This is a genomic window from Rhizomicrobium palustre, from assembly GCF_011761565.1.
In the GTDB taxonomy this organism is placed as follows: domain Bacteria; phylum Pseudomonadota; class Alphaproteobacteria; order Micropepsales; family Micropepsaceae; genus Rhizomicrobium; species Rhizomicrobium palustre.
The window spans coordinates 3,274,094-3,290,890 of sequence record NZ_JAASRM010000001.1; the positions used below are offsets into that span (position 1 = coordinate 3,274,094).

At 60.9% G+C, this 16,797-nt stretch carries 18 protein-coding genes; 13 read left to right on the forward strand and 5 right to left on the reverse strand.

The window, feature by feature from the left end:
* Positions 1-42 precede the first annotated feature (42 nt).
* Positions 43-297, forward strand: a complete 255-nt coding sequence (locus FHS83_RS14445; protein ID WP_167083641.1) for a hypothetical protein — start codon at positions 43-45, stop codon at positions 295-297.
* A gap of 52 nt (positions 298-349) precedes the next feature.
* On the opposite strand, the gene FHS83_RS14450 is transcribed toward FHS83_RS14445, so the two are convergent.
* Positions 350-994 carry a hypothetical protein gene (locus FHS83_RS14450; RefSeq protein ID WP_167083642.1) on the reverse strand — a complete coding sequence of 215 codons (645 nt, stop codon included), beginning with the start codon at positions 992-994 and terminating at the stop codon, positions 350-352.
* Positions 995-1,084: 90 nt separating this feature from the next.
* Here FHS83_RS14450 and FHS83_RS14455 point away from each other — a divergent pair, with 90 nt between their 5' ends.
* The 5 genes from FHS83_RS14455 to FHS83_RS14475 all read left to right on the forward strand — a co-directional run bounded on the left by FHS83_RS14455 (position 1,085) and on the right by FHS83_RS14475 (position 5,122).
* Positions 1,085-1,348 (forward strand): antitoxin, encoded by a 264-nt coding sequence (locus FHS83_RS14455; protein WP_167083643.1) that lies wholly within the window; start codon positions 1,085-1,087, stop codon positions 1,346-1,348.
* A gap of 1 nt (position 1,349) precedes the next feature.
* A complete protein-coding gene (locus FHS83_RS14460) occupies positions 1,350-1,742 on the forward strand; it encodes a PIN domain-containing protein (RefSeq protein ID WP_167083644.1) in 393 nt (130 codons plus the stop codon).
* Positions 1,743-1,845: 103 nt separating this feature from the next.
* A complete protein-coding gene (gene proS, locus FHS83_RS14465) occupies positions 1,846-3,165 on the forward strand; it encodes a proline--tRNA ligase (RefSeq protein WP_167083645.1) in 1,320 nt (439 codons plus the stop codon).
* A gap of 3 nt (positions 3,166-3,168) precedes the next feature.
* A complete protein-coding gene (locus FHS83_RS14470; protein ID WP_167083646.1) occupies positions 3,169-4,428 on the forward strand; it encodes a lipoprotein-releasing ABC transporter permease subunit in 1,260 nt (419 codons plus the stop codon).
* Entirely contained in the window at positions 4,421-5,122 is a 702-nt protein-coding gene (locus FHS83_RS14475) for an ABC transporter ATP-binding protein (RefSeq protein WP_167083647.1), read from the forward strand. The genes FHS83_RS14470 and FHS83_RS14475 overlap by 8 nt, the downstream gene beginning before the upstream one ends.
* A gap of 81 nt (positions 5,123-5,203) precedes the next feature.
* On the opposite strand, the gene FHS83_RS14480 is transcribed toward FHS83_RS14475, so the two are convergent.
* Positions 5,204-5,893 (reverse strand): aspartate/glutamate racemase family protein, encoded by a 690-nt coding sequence (locus tag FHS83_RS14480; protein WP_167083648.1) that lies wholly within the window; start codon positions 5,891-5,893, stop codon positions 5,204-5,206.
* An 89-nt stretch (positions 5,894-5,982) separates the two neighbouring features.
* Between FHS83_RS14480 and FHS83_RS14485 the strand changes: the two genes are divergently transcribed.
* Both FHS83_RS14485 and FHS83_RS14490 read left to right on the forward strand, forming a co-directional pair.
* The gene (locus FHS83_RS14485) at positions 5,983-7,362 is read left to right on the forward strand and encodes an aminotransferase-like domain-containing protein (RefSeq protein WP_167083649.1); all 1,380 of its coding nucleotides are present in this window, start codon (positions 5,983-5,985) and stop codon (positions 7,360-7,362) included.
* Between the two features lie 51 nt (positions 7,363-7,413).
* Positions 7,414-8,067: an O-methyltransferase gene (locus FHS83_RS14490; protein ID WP_167083650.1), complete on the forward strand. Its 654-nt coding sequence runs from the start codon at positions 7,414-7,416 to the stop codon at positions 8,065-8,067.
* Here the strand turns inward: FHS83_RS14490 and FHS83_RS14495 are convergent.
* The 3 genes from FHS83_RS14495 to FHS83_RS14505 are packed head-to-tail and all read right to left on the reverse strand — an operon-like array spanning position 8,064 to position 9,486.
* Positions 8,064-8,747: a glutathione S-transferase family protein gene (locus FHS83_RS14495; RefSeq protein WP_167083651.1), complete on the reverse strand. Its 684-nt coding sequence runs from the start codon at positions 8,745-8,747 to the stop codon at positions 8,064-8,066. The two genes, FHS83_RS14490 and FHS83_RS14495, sit on opposite strands and share 4 nt — an antisense overlap.
* Before the next feature lie 11 nt (positions 8,748-8,758).
* Complete coding sequence (locus FHS83_RS14500) at positions 8,759-9,175, reverse strand: SRPBCC family protein (protein WP_167083652.1); 417 nt, start codon at positions 9,173-9,175, stop codon at positions 8,759-8,761.
* Positions 9,172-9,486 (reverse strand): ArsR/SmtB family transcription factor, encoded by a 315-nt coding sequence (locus tag FHS83_RS14505; RefSeq protein ID WP_167083653.1) that lies wholly within the window; start codon positions 9,484-9,486, stop codon positions 9,172-9,174. Before FHS83_RS14505 ends, FHS83_RS14500 begins: the two co-directional genes overlap by 4 nt.
* Before the next feature lie 348 nt (positions 9,487-9,834).
* On the opposite strand from FHS83_RS14505, the gene FHS83_RS14510 reads away from it, so the two are divergent.
* From FHS83_RS14510 to FHS83_RS14530, 5 genes are all read left to right on the forward strand, one after another.
* A complete protein-coding gene (locus tag FHS83_RS14510) occupies positions 9,835-10,275 on the forward strand; it encodes a DUF3788 family protein (RefSeq protein WP_167083654.1) in 441 nt (146 codons plus the stop codon).
* Positions 10,272-13,688, forward strand: a complete 3,417-nt coding sequence (gene dnaE, locus FHS83_RS14515; protein WP_208414815.1) for a DNA polymerase III subunit alpha — start codon at positions 10,272-10,274, stop codon at positions 13,686-13,688. Before FHS83_RS14510 ends, dnaE begins: the two co-directional genes overlap by 4 nt.
* A gap of 94 nt (positions 13,689-13,782) precedes the next feature.
* Positions 13,783-15,261, forward strand: coding sequence for a sensor histidine kinase (locus FHS83_RS14520; RefSeq protein WP_167083656.1), 1,479 nt, complete (start codon positions 13,783-13,785; stop codon positions 15,259-15,261).
* A 35-nt stretch (positions 15,262-15,296) separates the two neighbouring features.
* Positions 15,297-15,710, forward strand: coding sequence for a response regulator (locus FHS83_RS14525; RefSeq protein ID WP_167085517.1), 414 nt, complete (start codon positions 15,297-15,299; stop codon positions 15,708-15,710).
* Positions 15,711-15,727: 17 nt separating this feature from the next.
* On the forward strand, positions 15,728-16,765 hold the full coding sequence (locus FHS83_RS14530; protein ID WP_167083657.1) for a histidine kinase dimerization/phosphoacceptor domain -containing protein: 1,038 nt from the start codon (positions 15,728-15,730) through the stop codon (positions 16,763-16,765).
* Positions 16,766-16,797 lie beyond the last annotated feature (32 nt).

Here is a 16,797-nt window from a genome sequence, read left to right on the forward strand (position 1 = left end):
GCAGCTGGACTTGCCGCACATACCCAAAAGCGAGAGCGCCCGATGTTCGATTTGGCTGATGTGAAGTATGTGCGGCGTATCACGGTCGGGAGTTCCGATCCCGAAAAACGCATGACGGAAGAGGAGGCAGCCCAGGCGATGGCGTTCCTCAATCGCTGTCTGAGCGAGGGCCAGCTTATCGGCTTGGAGAAATCCTTCTCCGTCTTCAACATCGATGAAGAGCAGGTGGTGGTGCAGGCGGTCATCTATCATGTCGGCTTCACCCGCCGTCCGCAGTGGATGCCGGAGGAATCGTAAAGCTCCAAAAGGGTCAGCGCGCCCCCGCCGCCAGTAGATGTCCGCGCTCTGATTAACGCGATGCCGCCGCGCGTGCCGATGAAGCCGGTGGGGCGGTGAGGACATACCGCCCCTCGCGGTCCATCGCACCTATCATCATCGCTAGGCTTTCCATCAACGCGGCGGTGTCGCGTTTGCGGGGGTGGCGGTTCAAAACGCCTAAGCGGTTTGTGCGCGTGATGGTGGTGTGGCCGATGTGCAGGTGATGGCGCCAGAGTTCTTTTCGCACGCGCGGGGAGCGCCATTTGAGGGCGCGGATGATGGCGTCCGATGTCGCCCAATCGAGCGCACCCATCGCATAGAGGTCACCGAGGGCGCGGATCAGTTTGGCGGTTTCAAGCTGGGCAGGGCGGTAGCTGCTGGCATTGCATTTGGTCTCGGTTATCAAGACCCGCCAGCCGATCAGGCCGCGGCGGATGAAGAGCCCGTCTATGCCATGTCCGCCCGCATCGATTTTGGAGGGGAGCTGGCGCCAGCCTTGCTGGGTGAGGATCGCCGCCGTCAGAAGCTCGCCGAAATCGCCTTTGACTTGGCCATGCCCCAGGAAGCGCACCCGCGCCTCGGTCCAGCGGGCAGGGGGCGATAGCGCGATGCGGGCCCAGAAAAGGACCAGCGCGGCGGTAGCGCCCAAAAACGCTGCAAAAACAACTGCCCACATACTGCCCCCGGCTCAGGTGAGGGTGTATATACATGTATTTACACCGCCACCCAGAAGGACTAGTATGACGGGAAATCGGTGAGGTCCGCCATGGACAAGAACGATACAAGCAACAGGCTCGTTAGCCGCGTCTTCAAATCCGGCAACAGCCAAGCGGTACGTATCCCGGCTGAGCTGGCTTTCGCGAGCAACGACATGGAAGTGACCGTCACCCGCCGTGGTGACGAACTCGTCATTGCGCCGAGGCGGCCAAGCGTCGAAGAAATGTTCGCCAAGCTGCGGGCTTTACCCGAGGACTCAAAGTTCGGGCCGATCGAGCGGACTCTAACGCGCGAAACCGAATGGGATCGCTAGGGTGGCGTATCTGCTCGATACCAACGTTCTCATCGATATCGGCGATATGAATGAACCGGTAGCGGCGCGATTTGCCCGGCATGCGGGGCAATCGTGCACGTCGGTTCTCAATCTTGTCGAAATGGAACGCGGCGTGGCGCTGCTGAAGGCTGGAAGCGAAAAGCGGCGCGCGCGGCTGGCGGCGATTTTGGAGATTCTCCCCGTGCGGACATTCGACCGCCGAGCGGCGGCGGTGTATGGCACGATTATCGCCGAGCTGGGCCTGAACCGGGCTCGCGATTTCGACCGTATGATCGCGGCCCATGCCATAGCGCTGGAGGCCGTGCTGGTGACGGCCAATACCGAGGATTTCCGTGACATTCCCGGCCTGAAATTCGACAACTGGGCTATCTGACAGCCTGTCCAATTCGCCATTTGCCCCGGGAGCCTTCGCCCCTTATGAAAGGGCGCCCCAAGGGGCTCCGCTTCGTCCCTGACTTATCCCCAGGATATCCACAATGCGCCTTTCCCGCTTTTTCCTGCCCGTTTTGAAAGAAACGCCCTCTGAGGCGCAGATCGTCTCCCACCGGCTGATGCTGCGTGGCGGGCTGATCAAGCAGGAGGCCGCCGGCATCTACGCCTGGCTGCCGTTGGGCTTCAAAGTGCTGCAGAAGGTCGAGCAGATCGTGCGCGAGGAAATGGATCGCGCCGGGGCCGTCGAAATCCTGATGCCGACGCTGCAATCCTCCGATTTGTGGCGCGAGAGCGGGCGCTATGACGCCTATGGTCCGGAAATGCTGCGCATCACTGATCGGCACGAACGTGAATTGCTTTACGGGCCCACCAACGAAGAAATGGTGACGGATATCTTCCGCGCCTATGTGAAGAGCTATAAGGCGCTGCCGCTGAATCTCTATCACACCCAGTGGAAATTCCGCGACGAAGTCCGCCCGCGTTTCGGCGTGATGCGCGGCCGCGAATTTTTGATGAAGGACGCCTATAGCTTCGACATCGATAAGGCTGCCGCCCGCCGCGCCTATAACCGCATGTATGTCGCGTATTTGCGCGCCTTCGCCCGCATGGGGCTGACCGCCATTCCGATGCGCGCCGACACCGGCCCGATTGGCGGCGACTTGAGCCACGAATTCCATGTTCTGGCCGAGACCGGCGAAAGCCAGGTCTTCCTCGACAAGAACCTGCTCGATATGCCGATCCCGCCCGCCGATACCGATTTCGATGGCGATCTCGAACCCATCGTGCAGGCGCGTTCGGCGATGTATGCCGCCACCAGCGATGTGCATGATCAGGCCCGCTTTGAAGCCGAAGTGCCGGAAGAGCGCCGCATGTCGACCCGCGGTATCGAAGTCGGCCAGATCTTCTATTTCGGCACCAAATATTCTGCGCCGATGAAGGCCAATGTCACCGGGCCAGACGGCAAGGATGTGCCGGTGGAAATGGGCTCTTACGGCATCGGCGTGTCGCGTCTTCTCGGCGCGATCATCGAAGCCAGTCACGACGATAAGGGCATCATCTGGCCCGAACCCGTCGCGCCCTTCGATATCGCCGTCATCAACCTCAAAAAGGGCGATGCCAAGACCGATGCGGCTTGCGAAGAGCTTTACGCGAAGCTCAAGGCGCAGGGCAAAGACGTGCTCTATGACGATCGCGACGAGCGCCCCGGTGCGAAATTCGCCACCGCCGAACTGGTTGGTATTCCGTGGCAGGTGGTGGTCGGCCCGCGTGGCTTGGAAAAGGGCGTGATCGAGGTCAAGGAACGCGCCAGCGGCAAGACGGAAGAACTCTCCGCCGAGGCCGTGCTGAACCGGTTTGCGAAATAAGCCATGAAACAAACCCGCCCTTTTGCGCCGTTCGAATGGATGCTGGCGCTGCGCTATTTGCGGGCCAAACGGGCGGAGAGTTTCATCTCCATCATCTCGGTGATCTCGCTGGTCGGCATCGCCTTGGGTGTCGCCACCCTGATCATCGTGATGGCGGTGATGAACGGTTTTCGCCATGACCTGATGAACCGCATCCTCGGCATCAACGGCCATGTCATGGTGCAGATGCAGGATGGCTCGGGCATCGCCGATTACGACGCCATCGCCAAGCGCATCTCTGCCATCAAAGGCGTGGAGCATGTCTCGCCGCTGGTGCAAGGCTTTGCCGCCGTGGATGCCAATGGCGTGGCGACAGGGGTGCAAATCCGCGGGCTTCGCAAAGCCGATCTGCAAGCCCTCAGCATGGTGTCGAAGTCTCTGTCACCCGTGGCGATGCAGAATTACGGCGACGACACGGTTCTTATAGGCGTGCGACTGGCGCAAAATCTGGGACTGGCGCCGGGGCTCGATCTGAAGCTGATGGGGCTGAAAGGCGATGTCACGCCCTTCGGCACCACGCCGCGGGTCAAAGCTTATACCGTGGCAGGACTCTTCAATATCGGCATGAGCGAATACGACCGCACCATCGTCTTCATGCCGCTGGATCAGGCGCAGCTCTTCTTCAATCTCGGCGATTCCGTGCCTTCGCTGGAAGCGATGGTCAGTGATCCCGATCATGTGCAGGACCTCGTGCCTGCGATCCAGAATGCGGCGGGGCCGGGGATGCGGGTCTTGACCTGGCGCGATACGCAATCGACCTTTTTCGAAGCGGTGGAGACCGAGCGGGTGGTGATGTTCCTCATCCTTACCCTGATCATTGTGGTCGCCGCGCTGAATATCGTCTCCGGCCTTTATATGCTGGTGAAGGATAAATCGCCGGATATCGCCATCCTGCGGACCATGGGCGCGAGCCGGGGTTCGGTGATGCGCGTGTTCCTGATTGCGGGCATGAGCATTGGCGTGGTGGGGACCTTCGCGGGCTTTCTTCTGGGCGTCGCCTTCTGCGCCAACATCGAAACCATCCGCATCATTCTGATGAAAGTCACCGGCGCGAATTTGTTCAGCCCGGAAGTCTATTTCCTCTCGCATATGCCCGCGGAGATGGATTTTGGCGAGGTGATGTCGGTGGTGATCATGGCGTTGTCGTTGAGCTTCCTGGCGACGCTCTATCCGGCTTGGCGGGCCGCGCGTTTGGATCCGGTGGAGGCGCTGCGTTATGAGTGAGACCGCACTGGAACTCGTCAATATCGTCCGAATCTTCCGCGAAGGCGTAGGCGAACTCGAAATTTTCCGCGATGCCAATGCGGTGCTGGTGCCCGGCGAAATCGTGGCGCTGGTCGGCCCTTCAGGCGCTGGCAAATCCTCGCTTCTGCATATCGCGGGGCTGCTCGAAGCGCCGACCTCGGGCGAGATCGTGATCTGCGGCGTGCCCGTTTCCGGGCTTTCCGAGCGCGAACGCACCGCCATCCGGCGCGAGACCATCGGCTTTGTCTATCAGGCGCATCATCTGCTGCCGGAATTTTCCGCGTTGGAAAATGTGGTGCTGCCGCAGATGATCGCGGGCGTATCGCGCAAAGACGCGGCGGTGGAAGCCGAACGCCTTCTCACGCTGATGGGGCTGGAAGGCCGTCTCACGCATCGCCCGGCGCAGCTTTCCGGCGGTGAGCAGCAGCGCGTGGCCATTGCCCGCGCGCTCGCGAACAAGCCGCGTATCCTTTTGGCCGATGAGCCGACGGGCAATCTCGATCCGAAAACGTCCGCGGGCGTGTTTGAAACCCTGGTGCAGGTGGTGCGAGCGGAAGGCGTCGCGGCGCTGATCGCCACGCATAATCTGCAGCTCGCCGCCAAGATGGACCGCGCTTTGGTGCTGCATGAAGGCCAGCTGCACGATGCGGGCAAGCTAGGGGCGCAGGCGTAAGCATCTCCACTGTCGTCATGGCCGCCCTCCGAGGCGGCCATCCATGGATGGCCGGGTCAAGCCCGGCCATGACGGGTAGGGTTACGCCGCCATGGCCCAATTGACCGCGTAGAGGCAGTGCAGGTCGATGGAGGAGAGCTGCGGGATTGGGGTCTCAGGCAACAGCACCGGCAATTCAGTGCAGCCCAGGATCACGGCTTCCGCGCCTTGCGCTTGCAGCTCTGCGATGATGCTGAGGAAGCGGGCGCGGTCTTCATCCAGATACACATTCGCGCACATGCGGCTGAAGATGGCGGTGTCGATATATTGGCAATCCGCATCGTTCGGGATGAGGATTTCCGCGCCGCTCTTCTCAGCAATACGGCCGCGATAGAAGGTTTCCTGCATGGTGTGGCGCGCGCCGAGCAGGGCGACTTTCTTGTAGCCCTTGGCCTTGATGTCGGCGGCGAGCGCATCGCCCAGATGCAGCACCGGCACTTCGACCGCACCCTGCACCTGGTCATACATGCGATGGATGAGGTTGGAGCACATCACCACGGCATCGGCGCCAGCGGCCTGAAGCTTGCCGGCAGCGGTGGAGAGAATGTTCGCCGCATCGTCCCAGCGCCCGGAATGCATGGCGCCTTCGAGCTCGGAAAACTGCACATTGTAGATCACCATCTGGCAGCAATTGAGCCCGCCGAGGCGCCGCGCCACTTCTTCATTGAGAACGCGGTAATATTCGATGGTGGAGGTCCAGCTGGTGCCGCCGATCAGGCCGATGGTTTTCATGGCAAATCCGGGTGTTTCGCGCGGGGAACTTGTCGCGCCATACGCCCTCATGCAATTGTTCTATTGCAAACCGAACAATGCCGGATTGTATGACGCACAATCCCTACCGCCTGGACTGGATTCCCGAGCTTTCCGGCCGCGAGGGCGATGTTTACCAAGCCCTGGCCGAAGCCATCGCGGAGGACATCGCCTCCGGCCGCCTGAAGCCCGGCACGCGGCTGCCGCCGCAACGTCTGCTGGCCTATACGCTGGGGCTCAACCCCGGCACGGTGAATAAGGCCTATCGCCTTGCCATGCAGCGCGGGCTTTTGTCGGGCGAGGTGGGGCGGGGCAGTTTTGTGCGCGGCGGCGCCTCCAGCGGACTTTCCTGGCCGAATGCCGATCCATACGCGCGCGCCATCGATTTTTCCGACAACTTTCCCTGCGCCATCAAGAATGCCGCTTTGTTCCAGAAGCAGCTTTCGGCCCTGGCGGCGACGCCGTACTTCGCGCAGCTTTTACAGTATCAGCAGAACAGTGCCTTGGAAGGCCATCAGAAGGTGGCGGCTTCCTGGGTGTCGCGTTGCGGCGTGGCGGCGGAGCCGCGTAATATCCTCATCACCTCGGGCGCGCTGCATGCGGGGTTCATCAGCCTGATGACGCTTTGCCGTGCGGGCGATACCGTTCTTACCGAGGAGTTCACCAGCCAGGCGGTGAAGGGCGCGGCCCAAAGGCTGAAGCTGAAACTCGTCGGCATCAAGATGGATCGCGCGGGCATCCTGCCAGATCATCTCGAATGTCTGCTGAAGTCGAACAAGACTGCGGCGGTCTATCTGGTGCCGACGCTGCATAACCCCACCGCGACGCTGCTCAGCCTGTCGCGGCGCAAAGCGGTGGCGAAGCTTCTGGAACGCCATGGCGTGCCGCTGATCGAGGATGATGTCTTCGCGCCGCTGCTGGATGATCCCATGCCTCCGGTATCGAGTTTCCTGCCGGGTGCGGGCTTCTATATTGCGGGGCTGTCGAAAGCCTTGGCGCCGACCTTGCGGCTGGCGTTCCTTTCTGTGCCGGAACGCTATTACCAGGATGCGCTCTCGAATTTGCGCATCACCTCCTGGCTGGCCTCGCCGCTGCTGATGGAACTGGCGAGCAATCTGATCGCGCGCGGCGATGCCGATAAGCTGATCAAGGATCAACGCGCCGAAATCCGCCGCCGACAAGCCTTGGCGAAAGACATGCTGGCGGGGTTCGAAGTGACTTCGCATCTGAACGCGCCACATCTCTGGCTGAAATTGCCCGCACCCTGGCGCGCGGCACAGTTCAAGGATGCCTTGGCGCGGCGCGAAGTCTTGGCGGAAGCGACGGATTCCTTCGTGGTCGATCGCGGTAATCCCACCCATGCTTTGCGGTTATGCCTCGGCACACCGCCATCCTTCGAGCGGGTGAAAGAAGGGCTTTCCATTGTCAAAGAAACCCTAGCCGATGTGTGATTGATCGCCGCCGCCAAGGCGCTAGTGTTCTCTCTCAAAGAGGAGACAGATATGGCGGAACAGCTTTGGTCGGCGGTGGATGATTACCTTTCGGAAGTCGCGGTCAGGCCTGACCCGTCTTATGCGGCGACCTATCAGGCGAGCGTTGCGGCGGGCCTGCCCGATATCGCGGTGAGTGCTGCGGAGGGTAAGCAGCTGCATCTTCTCGCGCGCATGCGGGGCGCCAAGCGCATTCTCGAGATCGGCACGCTGGGCGGCTATTCCACGCTGTGGCTGGCGCGGGCGCTGCCGGATGGCGGCAAGCTTATCAGCCTGGAATATGATGCCCATCACGCGGATGTGGCGCGCGAAAACCTTTCCAAGGCGGGCGTGGGCGAGAAGGTGGAGATTATCGTCGGCCCGGCGCTTGAAACCTTACCCAAGCTCGAGGGCGCCTTCGATTTCTTCTTCGTCGATGCCAATAAGGATGGCTATCCCGACTATTTCCGCTGGGCCTTGAAGCTGGCGGCGCCCGGGGCAGTGCTGGTTGCCGATAATATGGTGCGCCAAGGCAAGGTTGCGGACGCCACCAGCGACGATCCTTCGGTGATCGGCGTGCGCGCCGCGCTGGAAGTTGCCCGCGCCGAACCGCGCGTCTCCGCCACCGCGATACAAACGGTGGGAGCGCGCGGCCATGACGGCTATCTGCTCGCCATTATCGATTAGGCGACGCGTTTCTGCATCATCTCGCGCGCCATGGCTTTGGTGGTCGCCATCAGCTCTGCCATGGCAGGCGGTTTGGTCGCCTCAAAGCTTTTGCGTGCGGAATGTTTGGCGAGATAGGCCCCGAGCGCCGGGATTTCGGCGATGATGGTGCCCGTTTCCGGCAGATCTTTCAGATAGTCGAGCATCGGCAGGGCTGCGATATCGGCATAGGTGAAGCTGCCGCCGACGAAATAGCCGGACTCGCCCAGGACGCGGCCCAAAAGCTGAAGATGATCACGCGTTTTGGGAAGGCTGGCGGCAATTGTATCGGGGCAGGGCTCGCCATCCGCCGTCATGGGAAAGAAATGGCACATGGCGAAGGCCTGAAACGCCGGAACCAGGCTGGAATTGAGCAGCGAGACCCATTGCATGCAGCGCGCAGCAGCTTGCGGCTCGGCCGGGAAAAGGGCGGGGCCTTCAAAGGCGCGGTCGATATAGGTGGCGATGGCGGCGGACTCAAACAGTGTGAAGTCGCCATGCTTGAGGCAGGGGATCTTGCCCAGCGGGTGAATGGCATTCACCTCCGGTGCGTGGGCGCGGCTGGGCGTCACTGTATAAGGCACGCCTTTTTCCTCCAGCGCCATCAGCGCAGAGCGGACATAGTTGGAGAATGGCGCACCCAGAATTTCGACGGTCGTCATGAATGTCCCCTTCAAAGTATGTGTGAAAGATTTTCGAGAGAGCCCGTCCAGCCGCGGCGATGCTGTTCGCAACGCTCTTCGCTGTGGAAGCCTTCATGGCGCAGGGTGAGCACCGTGCCGCTGCCTTCCGCGCGGAAAGTGAGGGTGACGAGGGTTTCGATCTCGTCGTCCTCCCAAACCCAGGTGAAAACCAATTTGTTCGGCCGGTCGATGGTGCGGTAGACACCATGGACGGGATAGGGCGCGCGGCCCTCCTGCAGCATGGCGATGCGAAAGCGCCCGCCTTCGCGCGGATCAAGTTCGGTGATCTCGCCGCGAATGCCATGCGGGCCGATCCAGTCGCCCCAATGGCGCGAGAGCCAAGCATCGAAGACGCGTTCCGGCGCGGCATCGAAGCTGCGCGTCATCTGTAAGAACGTGCCGTTCATCTTGTCTCCTTCAGGTGTTCGGCAAGGCGGTCGAGGCTGCCTGACCAGAAGCGGGCATAGAATTCCAGCCAATCGCTTGCGGCTTTCAGGGCGCCGGATTTGAGGTGGCAGCGCTGATGCTGGCCGACTTTGCGCCGTTCGATCAGCTCGGCTTGCTCCAGCACTTTGAGATGGCGTGAAATCGCGGGCTGGGAAATCGCAAAAGGTTCGGCGAGTTCGCCCGCGGTGGCATCGCTTTCGGCCAGTCGCGCGAGGATGGCCCGGCGGGTCGGGTCGGCGAGGGCGGCGAAGGTGCGATCCAACTGTTTCATAACGATGAGGTTATATAACTTTCTCGTTATATACAAACGGTTCGGCTTGCCAGGGTTTTGGACACGTTTTGTTCTTGACAGAACAGAGAGAGAACAATAACCTGTGCGCAAGGCTGTGGACAAGCGGTGCATATCCCTGTGGAGGGTCAAATGAACTGGTTGAAGGATGCGGTGGCAGGCGTTGGTTTGATTGTCTTTTTTGCTTCGGGCCTGTTTTTGGCCGGAGCAGCTCAGTCTCTTCTCGCGGTGAGTTAAGAGGGATCTGTGGATAGGCCGGATTGCCTTCGTTTACGGCCTTAACGGAGGCGCCGGAACAGAGTAGCGGTGTGGCCTGCCGGAGGTGGGTCTGTGGCCGTCAATAATGCGACAGCGGAGATAGAGGCGCCGTCCCGTGCACAGTTGCACGCGGCGTTGGGCAGGAGTGCCTCGGTCTGGCCTGGGATCATCTCCGGATTGGAAGAGCGGTTCTCACCGCTCGAGCTTCAATGGCGCCCTTCCGGTCTCGCTTTTGGACGGATGTGTGCGCTGCGTCACAAGGGCTTGGCGCTGGCTTATCTTCTGCCTATGGCGGGACAGTTGCTGGTTGGCGTAGCGCTCGATGAGCGGGCTTATGAGCTGGCGCAGGCTTCCGCGTTGCGGGAGGCCATCAAGAAAATGCTCCGCGACACACCGCCAGCGCCGGATGGGCGTGGCATCCGCTTTGTGGTGAAGAATGAAGCCGATATCGGGCAGGTGGTGATCCTGGCCGAATGCATTATGGCGGATGCCAGAGTGGGAGGCCTCTCGTGAGTGATCCGCGCAGCTTCGTTCATCTTCGGGTGAAGAGTGCCTATTCGTTGATCGAAGGCGCGATCCGGCCGAAGGAGCTCGCCAAGCTCTGTGTCGAATACGGCATGCCCGCGGTCGCGGTCACCGATGTCGGCAACCTCTTCGGTGTCTTTGATTGGACCGATGTGGTGATGAAATCCGGCGTGCAGGCCATTGTGGGCTGTTTGCTGCCAGTGGAGCTGACCGGTGCTCAGGTGCTCGGCTCCAAGCCGAAGCCGCCTTATCTGCCGGTCTATGTGCAGAGCGATCTTGGCTATTTTCATCTCTGTAAGCTGCTTTCTAGCGCCTATCTCGATGTCGCGCCCGGCGACTGGCCCCATGTCACCGCGGAAAAGCTCGCGGCCTATTCGGAAGGGATCATTGCGCTGACGGGCGGTCCCGGCGGGCCGATCAACAAGCTCGTCGAAACCGGCCAGATGGAGGCGGCGGAAGCTATCCTCGATAAGCTGACGGCGATTTTCCCCGACCGGCTCTATGTCGAATTGCAGCGCCACGATCTGGCGGAAGAGCGCGCGGCGGAGCCGGGGCTGATCGATTTTGCTTATGCCAAGCGCCTGCCGCTGGTCGCGACCAATGACGCGCATTTCGGCAAGGAAGAGATGTATGAGGCGCATGATGCGCTGCTCTGCATCGCCGATGGCGCCTATGTCTCCCAGGAGGACCGGCGCAAGGTCACCGCCGAGCATCGCTTCAAATCCGCCGGCGAGATGATCGCCAAATTTGCCGATCTGCCCGAAGCCATCGCCAATACGCTGGAGATCGCCAAGCGCTGCGCCGCCAAGCCCAAAAAGCGCAATCCGCTTCTGCCTGTGTTCGAGCCCGTGTCGGGGCTTTCGGCGGAAGAAGAGTTGAAGGCGCAGTCCTGGGCGGGTCTTGAGCGGCGTCTGGCAAAGAACGGGCTTTATGCTGAACGCGAGGCCTATAACAAGCGCCTGGAATACGAGCTCGACATCATCATCAAGATGCAGTTTCCGGGCTACTTCCTGATCGTGTCCGACTTCATGAAATGGACCCGCGCGCAAGGCATTCCGGTGGGCGTTCGTGGATCGGGTGCCGCTTCGCTGGTCGCCTGGTCGCTCGATATTACCAACCTTGATCCCTTACGTTTCGGTCTCTTCTTCGAGCGCTTCCTGAACCCGGAACGTATCTCGATGCCTGACTTTGATATCGACTTCTGTCAGGAGCGGCGCGACGAGGTTATTCACTACGTCCGCGATAAATACGGCCATGATAAAGTGGGCCATATCCTGGCGCTGGGCTCCTTGCAAGCGCGCGCCGCGATACGTGACGTTGGCCGCGTGCTGCAGATGCCGCTGGGTCTCGTCGACCGTATCGCCAAGCTGATCCCGGCCCCGCCCGGCAAGCATATCAGCCTCGACGATGCCATGGGGATGGAGCCGCGCCTCGGCCAGATCGCCGAGCAGGAGCCGATCGCACAGAAGCTCTTCAGCGTCGCCAAGAAGCTGGAAGGGCTTTACCGCAACGTCTCCACCCATCCGGCTGGCGTCATCATCGGCGACCGCCCGTTGGATGAGCTGCTGCCGCTCTATTTCGATCCCCGTTCCGATGTGCCGGTGGCGCAGTTCGACTATAAGGGCGCGGAAAAATCGGGTCTGGTGAAGTTCGACTTCCTTGGCCTGAAGACCCTGACCGTGATCGCCAAAGCGCAAGACCTCTTGAAGGCGCGCGGCATCGAGCTTGATACCCAATCGATCGATTTCACCGACCGGCCCACCTTCGAGATGCTGTCCAAAGGCGATAGTGTCGGCGTGTTCCAGCTCGAATCCACGGGTATGCGCGATCTGATGCGCAAGATGAAGCCTGACCACATCAACGACTTGGTCGCTCTTGTGGCGCTCTATCGCCCGGGTCCGATGGACTCGATCCCGAAATACATCGCGGTGAAGAATGGCCGCGAGGAGCCGGAATATCTCCATCCCAAGCTCGAGCCGATCCTGAAAGAAACCTATGGCGTGATGACGTATCAGGAAGACGTCATGCACATCGCCCAGGAGCTTGCGGGCTACTCGATGGGGCAGGCCGATAACTTACGCCGCGCCATGGGTAAGAAAATCGTCGCCGAGATGGTCAAGGAGCGCGAACGCTTCCTGAAAGGCTCCGGCGAGCGCGGGGTCGCGACCGATGTCGCCGAACAGATCTTTGATCAAGCCGCAAAGTTCGCAGGTTACGGCTTCAATAAAGGCCATGCCGCCGCGTATGCGCAGGTCGCCTATCAGACCGCGTATCTGAAGGCCAATTACCCGGTCGAATTCCTTGCCGCCTCGATGACGCTGGATATCGGGGCCACCGACCGTCTCGATGTCTTCCGCCAGGAGGCGCAGCGTCTTGGCATCAAAGTGCTGCCGCCGGACATCAACCGCTCCGCAGCGGTGTTTTCGTGCGATGCGGGCAAGAAGGAAATCTATTACGCGCTTGCCGCCGTGAAAGGCGTAGGCCGTCAGGCCATGGACCATCTGGTAGAGTTGCGCAAAAGCGGCGGGCCGTTCAAATCGCTGGCCGATTTCGCTGCCCGCATCGATCCCAAGCAGGTCAATAAGCGCGTCTTTGAAAATCTGGCGCGGGTGGGCGCCTTCGATTGCTTCAATTCCAACCGCCGCCAAGTCACCGAAGCCGCAGACGTTATCTTGGGGGCGGCGCAAGCCGCGGCCTCGGAGCGCGAAAGCGGCCAGTTCAGCCTGTTGGGCGGGCCTTCGCAATCGAAGTCCGATCTGCGTCTTCCCAATGTGCGCGATTGGCCGGCGCATGAGCGCTTGTCCGAAGAATTCTCCGCCATCGGCTTTTATCTGTCCGGCCATCCGCTCGATCAATATCGCGTGGCGTTGAAGCGCTTGCAGGCGGTGACCTTTGCCGAGGTGCAGCAGGACCGGCGCAGCTCGTCCCAGCCTATCGTGGCGGGGACCGTGATCCGCAAGATGGAGCGGCGCGGCAAGAACGATCAGATGTATGCCTATGTCTCCTTCTCGGACGCGACGGGCATGTTCGAGGCGATGTTCTTCTCGGAGGTATTGATGGCCTCGCGGCCCTTGCTGGAGCCGGGCAAGTCGGTGCTGGTGAAGCTTTCCGCGGTGTGGGAAGGCGAGGAGCTGAAGCTGCGCGCCGTCTGGGTGAAGGACCTTGATGTCGAAGCCGCCCAAGCGGGCGAGGGGCTGAGGCTGCACCTTAATGATGTCGCCGCCTTGCCGGGGATTGCTGCGCAACTCACCAAGCCGGGCAAAGGCGTGATCAGCATTGTGGTGCCGGGTGCGCCGGGCGAAGAGGTCGAAATCGCGCTGCCCAAAAAGCACCAGGTCACGGCGCAAATGAAAGACGCCTTGCGCGAGCTGCCAGGGGTGATGATGGTGGAGGCGGTATAGGCTTCCCTGGCGGTATGGTTGCCAGAAGGAATATCTGAGGGAACAAAAGCAGGGACGCGGCGTTTTCACCGTTCTTGCTCAAAAGTTCCCTTCTATGCTGCAAACAGCCCTCAAGAATGCGCGCACGCCCATCCTGCTGATGGGGGCCGGCGCCGTTGTGTTGGCCACCATTGTTGCGACCTCGATTTCGCTGTCTGTCCAGACTGCGGAACGGTCTAAGCAGATCGTCGCGTCCCGCGCACTGCGCTCGGCGGCTTCCGAGGAAATGCAGACCTTGCTCGACGCCGAGACGGGGCAGCGCGGCTATCTTCTTACCGGTCAGCGTGAATATCTTCTGCCGTTTCAAACCGCGCGCGATCGCGCCCGTTCGGTGTTGAACCGGCTGGAGAAGCTCGCCGCCGCCGATCCGCGCATCGAAAAGCGTGTCGGAGAGCTTCGCCCCATCGCGGAAGATAAGCTCGACGAACTCCAATCCACGGTCGAGTTGTTTACGGCCGGGCGCCGCGCCGACGCCATGGAGGTGGTGAACAGCGGTCACGGAAAAGCGATGATGGATGCGGCGCGCTCGCTCCTCAATACGATCACGGACGAGAGCGAAGCGCGGGTACAGGATCAGCTTAACGCCCTCAATCGCAGTGTCTTGATGCTGCGCAGTTTGACGGTGGCGGGCGGTGTGGCGATCGCCATTTTCGTGAGCTTTGCGATCATCCTGCTGCTCAGGGCCGTGCGCGATGCGGTGCGGGCGCGCGTGACGGTGGAAAAGCTCAATGCCACTTTGGAAGAGCGGGTGCAGAACCGCACCGCGGCGCTGACCCAGGCCAATGACGAGATTCAGCGCTTCGCTTATATCGTCAGCCATGATCTGCGCTCGCCGCTGGTCAATGTGATGGGCTTTACCAGCGAACTCGAAGTCGGCACCGCGACGCTGCAGAAATATTTCGAAGCCGGTGATCCTGCGGCGGCAGATGCAGCCAAAGAAGCAGCCTGCCGCGATCTGCCGGAAGCGGTGAAGTTCATTCGTTCCTCCACGGCCAAGATGGATCGGTTGATCAATGCCATTCTGAAGCTGTCACGCGAAGGACGGCGCGATCTGATGCCGGAGCGCATCGATCTTGGCAAAGTTTTTGACGCCATCACGGCGAGCTTGGCGCATCAAATTTCCGAGACTGAAACCAAGGTGGAGATCGCGCCTGACCTGCCGGTGCTGCAAACCGATCGTCTCGCCATCGAACAAATCTTCGGCAACATCATCGACAATGCGCTGAAATATCTTCAGCCCGGGCGCCCCGGTCATCTCACCATCTCAAGTCATGAAGCGCGCGGTTTTGTGCGCATTTCCATTGCCGATAATGGGCGCGGTATTGCCGAGCACGACCTCGAGCGTGTGTTCGAACTCTTCCGTCGCGCGGGCAAGCAAGATCGTGCTGGCGAAGGCATCGGGCTTGCGCATGTGCGCGCGCTGGTGCGCCGTCTTGGTGGTGACGTTACGGTACGATCAAAAATTGGTGAAGGTTCCGAGTTTCGTGTACTGTTGCCACGTATTCTCCCCAAAGAGCAAAGCGCGCCCTCATGAGTCCCAACGCCGTCGGATTGCCTGTTGCCATTGTCATGATCGAAGACGATGAAGGCCATGCCACCCTTATCGAGCGAAACATCCGCCGCGCGGGCGTGAACAATCCCGTCATGCCGTTTCGCGACGGCTCGGCAGCGCTGGAATATCTTTTCGGCCCGGATGGATCGGGTTCGGTGCATGCCGGCACATCGCTTCTGATCCTGCTCGATCTTAATCTGCCCGATATGACGGGCGTCGATATTCTCGCCAAGATCAAAGCCAATCCGCATTTGAAGCGCGCGCCAGTGGTGGTTCTGACCACGACGGATGATCAGCGCGAAATTCAGCGCTGCTATGATCTCGGCGCCAATGTCTACATCACCAAGCCGGTCGATTACGAAGGCTTTGCCAATGCCATCCGCCAGCTTGGTTTGTTTTTCGCCGTAATGCAGGTCCCAGCCGCCGAATAGGGTTGAAGCCGAACAACATGGTGCGCGTACTTTATGTAGACGACGATGCCGGGCTGGGCGTTCTCTTAAGGAAGGCGCTGGCACCGCAGGGCATTTCTGTCGTCACGGTGGAAACCGGCGACGAGGCGATGGCGAAATTGGGGGAGGGCGGATTTGATATCGTCGCCCTCGATCATAATCTCACCCATGAGGTGGGGCTGAACCTCATTCCAAAAATCCGTGCCCTGAATACTCCGCCGCCGGTGATCTATGTCACGGGTTCCGATGATGCACGGGTGGCGGTGGCGGCGCTGAAGGCCGGGGCGGTGGATTACGTCTGGAAGGATGTGGAGGGGCATTATCGCGAGCTGTTGGGCGAGTCCGTGAAGACCGCGCTGGAACAAGAAGCGCTAAAGCGCCGGGCCGAAGATGCGCGCCGTCAGGTGGAAGAAGCCCGCGACCGTGCCGAAATGCTGCTGCATGAGGTCAACCATCGCGTCGCCAACTCGCTGGCGCTGGTGTCCTCCTTTGTGCAGTTGCAGGCCAATGCGCTGAGCGATCCCGCCGCCAAGCAGATGCTGAAGGATACCCAGGCGCGCATCACCGCTGTCGCAGGCGTGCATCGCACCCTCTACACCTCGCATGATGTGCGCTTTGTCGAAGTGAACACCTATATTGCCTCGCTAGTGGAAGAGCTGGCGGCGAGTGCCTCTCACCGCTGTATTGTGGGTTTCACGCCTGCGCCCGAACCTGTGCCGCTGCCGACCGACCGCGCGGTCTCATTGGGTGTGGTGGTGACCGAGCTGGTCACCAATGCCTGTAAATACGCCTATGGTGATTGCGGCTCGGGAGATGTGCGCGTGGTGATCGCCCCCGCGCCCGACGCCGGGCGGCTGCAAGTGCGGGTGGAGGATGACGGCATCGGCTGGGACGGGGAGGGCGCCATCCAAGGTTCAGGTCTCGGCTCGCGCATCATCCGGGCGCTGGCGAACTCGCTGCAGGCCTCCTTGGTGTATGAAAAGGGCGGGCGCGGCACCCGCGCGGTACTCGAAGTTCCCCTGACCAGCCCTGCGTGAACCGCCGAATTCCCGTCAAATAGGCGCGAAAT

What these genes read in the sequence shown, in the direction of transcription:
- proS (WP_167083645.1), top strand. Translation starts at nt 1,846, where the DNA reads ATGCGCCTTTCCCGCTTTTTCCTGCCCGTTTTGAAAGAAACGCCCTCT.
- FHS83_RS14475 (WP_167083647.1), top strand. Translation starts at nt 4,421, where the DNA reads ATGAGTGAGACCGCACTGGAACTCGTCAATATCGTCCGAATCTTCCGC.
- FHS83_RS14480 (WP_167083648.1), bottom strand. Translation starts at nt 5,893, where the DNA reads ATGAAAACCATCGGCCTGATCGGCGGCACCAGCTGGACCTCCACCATC.
- FHS83_RS14505 (WP_167083653.1), bottom strand. Translation starts at nt 9,486, where the DNA reads ATGAAACAGTTGGATCGCACCTTCGCCGCCCTCGCCGACCCGACCCGC.
- FHS83_RS14455 (WP_167083643.1), top strand. Translation starts at nt 1,085, where the DNA reads ATGGACAAGAACGATACAAGCAACAGGCTCGTTAGCCGCGTCTTCAAA.
- FHS83_RS14445 (WP_167083641.1), top strand. Translation starts at nt 43, where the DNA reads ATGTTCGATTTGGCTGATGTGAAGTATGTGCGGCGTATCACGGTCGGG.
- FHS83_RS14525 (WP_167085517.1), top strand. Translation starts at nt 15,297, where the DNA reads ATGATCGAAGACGATGAAGGCCATGCCACCCTTATCGAGCGAAACATC.
- FHS83_RS14490 (WP_167083650.1), top strand. Translation starts at nt 7,414, where the DNA reads ATGGCGGAACAGCTTTGGTCGGCGGTGGATGATTACCTTTCGGAAGTC.
- FHS83_RS14530 (WP_167083657.1), top strand. Translation starts at nt 15,728, where the DNA reads ATGGTGCGCGTACTTTATGTAGACGACGATGCCGGGCTGGGCGTTCTC.
- FHS83_RS14500 (WP_167083652.1), bottom strand. Translation starts at nt 9,175, where the DNA reads ATGAACGGCACGTTCTTACAGATGACGCGCAGCTTCGATGCCGCGCCG.
- FHS83_RS14520 (WP_167083656.1), top strand. Translation starts at nt 13,783, where the DNA reads ATGCTGCAAACAGCCCTCAAGAATGCGCGCACGCCCATCCTGCTGATG.
- FHS83_RS14495 (WP_167083651.1), bottom strand. Translation starts at nt 8,747, where the DNA reads ATGACGACCGTCGAAATTCTGGGTGCGCCATTCTCCAACTATGTCCGC.
- FHS83_RS14485 (WP_167083649.1), top strand. Translation starts at nt 5,983, where the DNA reads ATGACGCACAATCCCTACCGCCTGGACTGGATTCCCGAGCTTTCCGGC.
- FHS83_RS14450 (WP_167083642.1), bottom strand. Translation starts at nt 994, where the DNA reads ATGTGGGCAGTTGTTTTTGCAGCGTTTTTGGGCGCTACCGCCGCGCTG.
- FHS83_RS14470 (WP_167083646.1), top strand. Translation starts at nt 3,169, where the DNA reads ATGAAACAAACCCGCCCTTTTGCGCCGTTCGAATGGATGCTGGCGCTG.